The organism is Streptomyces sp. NPDC043878 (genome assembly GCF_056435735.1).
Window position 1 is genome coordinate 260,470 of record NZ_JBWKDW010000010.1, and the last position, 6,199, is coordinate 266,668.

General features: G+C 73.8%; 6 protein-coding genes. 4 read left to right on the forward strand and 2 right to left on the reverse strand.

Going from position 1 to position 6,199, the window contains the following annotated elements; genetic code table 11:
- Nucleotides 1–6 precede the first annotated feature (6 nt).
- Complete coding sequence (locus tag AC07AZ_RS16785; protein ID WP_478848251.1) at nt 7–372, reverse strand: nuclear transport factor 2 family protein; 366 nt, start codon at nt 370–372, stop codon at nt 7–9.
- A gap of 174 nt (nt 373–546) precedes the next feature.
- On the opposite strand from AC07AZ_RS16785, the gene AC07AZ_RS16790 reads away from it, so the two are divergent.
- Nucleotides 547–846, forward strand: a complete 300-nt coding sequence (locus tag AC07AZ_RS16790; protein ID WP_478848253.1) for a hypothetical protein — start codon at nt 547–549, stop codon at nt 844–846.
- A gap of 80 nt (nt 847–926) precedes the next feature.
- Here the strand turns inward: AC07AZ_RS16790 and AC07AZ_RS16795 are convergent, their stop codons facing one another.
- Entirely contained in the window at nt 927–2,681 is a 1,755-nt protein-coding gene (locus AC07AZ_RS16795; RefSeq protein WP_478848255.1) for an ABC transporter ATP-binding protein, read from the reverse strand.
- Between the two features lie 213 nt (nt 2,682–2,894).
- Here AC07AZ_RS16795 and AC07AZ_RS16800 point away from each other — a divergent pair, with 213 nt between their 5' ends.
- From AC07AZ_RS16800 to AC07AZ_RS16810, 3 genes are all read left to right on the forward strand, one after another.
- Nucleotides 2,895–3,980, forward strand: a complete 1,086-nt coding sequence (locus AC07AZ_RS16800; protein ID WP_478848257.1) for an S-(hydroxymethyl)mycothiol dehydrogenase — start codon at nt 2,895–2,897, stop codon at nt 3,978–3,980.
- Nucleotides 3,980–4,609, forward strand: a complete 630-nt coding sequence (locus AC07AZ_RS16805; RefSeq protein WP_478848259.1) for an MBL fold metallo-hydrolase — start codon at nt 3,980–3,982, stop codon at nt 4,607–4,609. Before AC07AZ_RS16800 ends, AC07AZ_RS16805 begins: the two co-directional genes overlap by 1 nt.
- A gap of 149 nt (nt 4,610–4,758) precedes the next feature.
- Entirely contained in the window at nt 4,759–5,673 is a 915-nt protein-coding gene (locus tag AC07AZ_RS16810) for an SDR family oxidoreductase (RefSeq protein ID WP_478848261.1), read from the forward strand.
- Nucleotides 5,674–6,199: the final 526 nt, after the last annotated feature.

Genomic DNA, 6,199 nt, shown 5'->3' on the forward strand with positions numbered 1-6,199 from the left:
TCCTCCCTACTCGTCCCATGCCTGGATCATGGTCTGCTGGACGATCTTGCCGTCGCGCAGGGACATCATCGACTCGGACAGCACACGGACCCCGTCCGGGTACAGACAGGACTCGCTGAAGGCGGCACTGTCGCCCTGCACGACGCACTGCTCCATCTTGTGCGACATGTCGCGTCCGTAGACGTCCTCCAGCATCCTGCCGATCTCGGCACGGCCGTGCAGCACCATGGGCCGGCTCGGCTGGGTGTTGCGGTCCACGACACGGATCTCCGCGTCGTCCGCGTAGAGCGACAGAAGTGTCGCCGCAGTGTGTCCTTCGATGCCCCGGCGCAGGGCTTCGCTGTCGAACCCGGGGCCTGCCGCGGTACCCATGTTGACCTCCTTCGAGGGGCCGCGGCCCGCTGAGGAGTCGGGCCGCGAAGGACCCCTCCTCCGAGACTCCTCCGCCCCGGACGGGTCGGCAAGCGCAGCCGGTCCCCTCCGCCTGACGGGTGAGCGGCAGGCGCTGCCCGTGTCCACGCGCGGCCCGCTCGCGTTGCTCAGTGCATGATCTCAACTCGCCGTATCGTCGCAGCCGTCGGTCTCGCCGCCGGTGTCACCGCTCTCGCCGCGCCGCTCGCGAACGCCGCCGTCCCGGCTCCCGCCGCCGGGCAGCTGAACCCGATCGCCACGCTCGACTCGCTCGCCGTGAGCGACATCCCGGCCGAGCACCGGGCCGCGGTCCCCCGGGTGTCCCAGCAGCTCGCCCAGCTCAACCAGGTCGACGGCCTCAGGGACCTGAGCGCGCTGCACCAGCTCACGGACCTGGTCGCGCCGGTCACCGGGGTCCTTCCCGCCGTCGGCTAGCCGCGTGCCGTCACGCGTACCGAGGGCCGCCCCGACCAGCGAGTCGGGGCGGCCCTCGCACGTGTGAGCGCCGCGGCCCCTCAGCCGGCCGTGGCCAGGAACTGCGTCGCCGCCAGTTCCGCGTACAGCGGGTCGGCGGCCACCAGTTCGCGATGGGTGCCGACCGCGCGGACGCGCCCCGCGTCCATCACGACGATCCGGTCGGCCATGGTCACCGTGGACAGCCGGTGGGCGACGACCAGGACGGTGGTCGTCCGCGCCACGTCGGCGACGGTGTCGCGCAGCGCCGCCTCGTTCACCGCGTCCAGCTGCGAGGTGGCCTCGTCGAGGAGCAGCAGCCGCGGGCGGCGCAGCAGGGCGCGGGCGATGGCCACGCGCTGGCGCTCACCCCCCGACAGCTTGGTGCCGCGGTGCCCGACGAGGGTGCCGAGGCCGGCGGGCAGCCGGGCCACCAGACCGTCGAGGCGGGTCGTCTTGAGCACCTCGGCGAGGGCGTCCTCGTCCGCGTCCGGGTTGCCCAGCAGCAGGTTGTCCCGCAGCGAGCCCGACAGGACCGGCGCGTCCTGCTCCACGTACCCGATCGCCGCCCGCAGGGCCGGCAGGTCCCAGTCCACGACGTCACGCCCGTCAAGGGTGATCGTCCCGGACTCCGGTTCGTAGAACCGCTCGATGAGGGAGAAGACGGTGGTCTTGCCCGCGCCGGACGGGCCGACGAAGGCCGTCATGCCCCGCGCCGGCACCTCGAACGTCACGCCGTGGTGGACGTACGGCAGGTCCTCGGCGTACCGGAAGCGGACGTCGGTGAAGGCGACGGCGGCGGGCAGCGCGCCGGGGGCGGGCAACGGCGCGGGCTCGCCCGCCGGTTCGGCGGGCAGACGCAGCGCCTCCTGGATGCGGGAGAGGGCCGCCGAGCCCGTCTGGTACTGCGTGATCGCTCCGACGACCTGCTGGATCGGCGACATCAGGTAGAAGACGTACAGCAGGAACGCGACCAGCGTGCCCACCTCGATCGCGCCGGTCGCGACCCGCGCCCCGCCCACCGCGAGCACCGTGATGAACGCGATCTGCATCGCCAGTCCCGCCGTGTTGCCCGCCGCCGCCGACCACTTGGCGGCGCGCACGCTCTGCCGCCACGACTCCTCGGCGGCCGCGTGCAGGGTGCGCTCCTCCCGGTGCTCGGCCCCGGACGCCTTCACCGTGCGCAGCGCGCCGAGTATCCGCTCCAGCGAGGCGCCCATCACCCCGACCGCGTCCTGCGCCCGCCGGCTCGCCCGGTTGATGCGCGGCACGATCACGCCGAGCACCGTCCCCGCGCCCAGGATCACCGCCAGCGTGACTCCGAGCAGCACCGGGTCGACCAGCCCCATCATGACCACCGTCGCCACGAGCGTGAGGCCGCCGGTGCCGAGGCCGACCAGCGAGTCGGTGGTGACCTCGCGCAGCAGGGTGGTGTCGGAGGTGATGCGCGCCATCAGGTCGCCCGGCTCGCTCTGGTCCACGGCCGGGACGCGCAGCCGCAGCAGGTACGAGGACAGGGCGCGCCGCGCGCCGAGCACCACCGACTCCGCGGTGCGCCGCAGCACGTACGAACCGACGCCGCCCAGCGCCGCGTTGGTGATCACCAGGCCCGACATGAGGACCAACGCGCCCGTGATGGCGCGGTCGTGTGACAGGTCGTCGATCAACTCCCGTGCCACCAGCGGCAGCAGCAGTCCGGTGGCCCCGGTGACGAGCGAGAGCAGGGCACCGGTGAGCAGGGCCCAGCGGTGCGGTCGTACGTAGCCGAGGAGCAGCCGCCAGGGGGGCGGCCCGGTCTCCGTCTCTGCGATGCTCACGACGCTCCTTCGGACCACGGGTCGGGCGGAGCCCCCAGGCTACGTCGCCGCACTCGCCCGGACACGGGCCGGTACGGCTCTTCCCCACCCCTCGGCCCGCGTCCTGACCGGGTGACACGAGGAGGCCGGCCGCGGGTGCGTTCCGTGCCCTTACCGATCAGTCACGCGTAGGGTCGCCACGAGGGACTTCGGCCGACGAAAGGGTTCAGCACGATGGCGCAGGAAGTACGCGGCGTGATCGCACCGGGTAAGGACGAGCCGGTCCGGATCGAGACGATCGTCGTGCCCGATCCGGGACCCGGTGAGGCCGTGGTGAAGGTGCAGGCCTGCGGGGTCTGTCATACCGATCTGCACTACAAGCAGGGCGGCATCAACGACGAGTTCCCCTTCCTGCTCGGCCACGAGGCGGCGGGCGTCGTGGAGTCGGTCGGCGAGGGCGTCACGGACGTGGCCCCGGGCGACTTCGTGATCCTCAACTGGCGTGCGGTGTGCGGGCGTTGCCGGGCCTGTCGGCGAGGACGCCCGTGGTACTGCTTCGACACCCACAACGCCTCGCAGCGGATGACCCTGACCGACGGCACCGAGCTGTCCCCGGCCCTCGGGATCGGCGCGTTCGCGGAGAAGACCCTGGTCGCCGCCGGCCAGTGCACCAAGGTCGACGCGTCGGTGGCACCGCAGGTGGCGGGGCTCCTGGGCTGCGGCGTGATGGCGGGCATCGGGGCCGCCGTCAACACCGGCAACGTGGGCCGGGGCGACACGGTCGCGGTCATCGGCTGCGGCGGTGTGGGCGACGCCGCGATCGCCGGGTCGGCCCTGGCCGGCGCCGCGAAGGTCATCGCCGTCGACATCGACGACCGTAAACTCGCCACCGCCCGCACCATGGGCGCCACCCACACCGTCAACTCGCGCGAGAGCGACCCGGTCGCGGCCATCCGGGAACTGACCGGCGGCTTCGGCGCCGACGTGGTGATCGAGGCGGTCGGCCGCCCCGAGACCTACCGGCAGGCGTTCTACGCCCGTGACCTGGCCGGCACCGTCGTCCTGGTCGGGGTGCCCACCCCGGAGATGAAGCTGGAGCTCCCGCTCCTCGACGTGTTCGGACGGGGCGGGTCACTGAAGTCGTCCTGGTACGGCGACTGTCTGCCCAGCCGGGACTTCCCGATGCTGATCGACCTGCACCTCCAGGGGCGCCTGGACCTCGGGGCGTTCGTCACCGAGACGATCCGACTCGACCAGGTGGAGCAGGCGTTCGAGCGGATGCACCACGGTGACGTACTGCGCTCGGTGGTGGTGCTGTGATGGCCGCACGCATCGAACGCCTCGTCACCTCCGGCCAGTTCACGCTCGACGGCGGCACCTGGGACGTCGACAACAACGTCTGGCTGGTGGGCGACGACCACGAGGTGGTGGTGATCGACGCCGCGCACGACGCCGACGCCATCGCCGAGGCGGTGGGGGAGCGCCGGCTGACGGCCATCGTGTGCACCCACGCCCACAACGACCACGTCGACGCGGCCCCCGCCCTCGCCGACCGCACCGGGGCCACCATCTGGCTGCACCAGGACGACCTGCCGCTGTGGAAGCAGACCCACCCGGACCGCGAGCCCGACGCCTGGCTGCTCGACGGCCAGGTCATCGAGGCCGCCGGCGCCGACCTGCGGGTCCTGCACACCCCCGGACACGCGCCCGGCGCGGTCTGCCTGTACGACCCGGGGCTCGGGACCGTCTTCACCGGCGACACCCTCTTCCAGGGCGGCCCGGGCGCCACCGGCCGCTCCTTCTCCCACTTCCCGACGATCGTCGGGTCGATCCGCGAGCGCCTGCTGACGCTCCCGGCGGAGACGAAGGTGCTCACCGGGCACGGCGAGCCGACCACCATCGGCGCAGAGGCACCGCACCTGGAGGAGTGGATCGCCCGCGGCCACTGAGCCCGGGGCGCCGGCGGCAGCGGGGCTTGTCGCCCGGCCGGGTGATCCTCCGCGGAAGCGCGAGGGCCGACGCGAAAACACGACAGGAGATGTCCGGTTCGCCCGTCACCCTCTCAGGGACAGCGCAGCCGAGGGCCGGGAGGCCGGACATGTCACCATCGTTCGAGGACAGGGTCGCCCTGGTGGCCGGGGCCACCCGGGGAGCCGGCCGGGGCATCGCCGTGGAGCTGGGGGCGGCCGGCGCCACCGTCTACGTCACCGGACGCTCCACCCGCGCCCGGCGCTCGGAGTACGACCGCCCCGAGACCGTCGAGGACACCGCCGACCTGGTCACCGAGGCCGGCGGCCACGGCATCGCCGTCCCCACCGACCACCTCGACCCGGCCCAGGTCCGCACCCTGGTGGACCGCGTCGCCGCGGAGCAGGGCCGCCTGGACGTCCTCGTCAACGACATCTGGGGCGGCGAGACCCTCTTCGAGTGGGACAGCACGGTGTGGGAGCACGACCTCGACAAGGGGCTCCGGCTGCTGCGGCTCGCGGTCGAGACGCACGCGATCACCAGCCACCACGCCCTGCCCCTGCTCCTGCGCCGGCCCGGCGGCCTGGTGGTCGAGATGACCGACGGAACCGCCGAGTACAACCGCGACACCTACCGCGTGTCCTTCTTCTACGACCTCGCCAAGGCGTCCGTCCTGCGCATGGCCTTCGCCCTGGGCCACGAACTCGGACCGCGCGGGGCCACCGCGGTCGCGCTCACCCCGGGCTGGCTGCGCTCGGAGATGATGCTCGACACGTTCGGGGTGCGCGAGGACAACTGGCGCGACGCGCTCGGACGCGTCCCGCACTTCGCGATCTCCGAGACACCGCGCTACGTCGGCCGGGCCGTCGCCGCCCTGGCCGCCGACCCCGACCGGGCCCGCTGGAACGGCGCGTCCCTCTCCAGCGGCTCACTGGCCCGGGAGTACGGCTTCACGGACCTCGACGGCAGCCGCCCCGACGCCTGGCGCTACATGGTCGAGGTCCAGGACGCGGGCAGGCCGGCGGACGTGACCGGCTACCGGTGAGACCGGACGGGACGGCATCCGGCCCGGGTGCTCGCGGGGTCCCGCACGGGCGGGCGGCGACGGTGGCCGGGGCGGCGGCGCGCACAGCGGTCCCGTCGCGGTGAGGGCGTCGAGCACCCGCTCCACGTCCGCGGCGGACGGCCGCCCGGTGCTGGACGCCGCACGCGGGGGGCCGCCGCAGGAGGCCGGGGTGGGACTCGGCGCCGGTTCCCCGGGCGGGCGGAGCGGCGGGAGCCGGTGCCTCGCCGAGCCGGGCGACGGGCCGCTCGGCGGGGCCCACCAGCTCCGCGTGGCGAAGTCGCCTGCGGACTGCGGGAGTTCGGGGAGCCGGGAGAGTACGCCGGCGAGTGCGCGGTGCATGGGCGGCAGCGGGGGGGGGGGGGGGGGGGGGGGGGGGGGGGGCGGGGGGGGGGGGGGGGGGCCCCGCCCCCGGGGGGGGGGGGGGGGGGGCCGGAGGGTTCACCAGCCAGCCTTCTCCTTCTCTTGTAGGGGAGGAAGGGGCAAGAAAGCGAGGGGGAGGGGGAGG

Coding starts and splice junctions, on each gene's coding strand:
- AC07AZ_RS16790 (WP_478848253.1), top strand. CDS start 547: ATGATCTCAACTCGCCGTATCGTCGCAGCCGTCGGTCTCGCCGCCGGT.
- AC07AZ_RS16810 (WP_478848261.1), top strand. CDS start 4,759: ATGTCACCATCGTTCGAGGACAGGGTCGCCCTGGTGGCCGGGGCCACC.
- AC07AZ_RS16800 (WP_478848257.1), top strand. CDS start 2,895: ATGGCGCAGGAAGTACGCGGCGTGATCGCACCGGGTAAGGACGAGCCG.
- AC07AZ_RS16805 (WP_478848259.1), top strand. CDS start 3,980: ATGGCCGCACGCATCGAACGCCTCGTCACCTCCGGCCAGTTCACGCTC.
- AC07AZ_RS16785 (WP_478848251.1), bottom strand. CDS start 372: ATGGGTACCGCGGCAGGCCCCGGGTTCGACAGCGAAGCCCTGCGCCGG.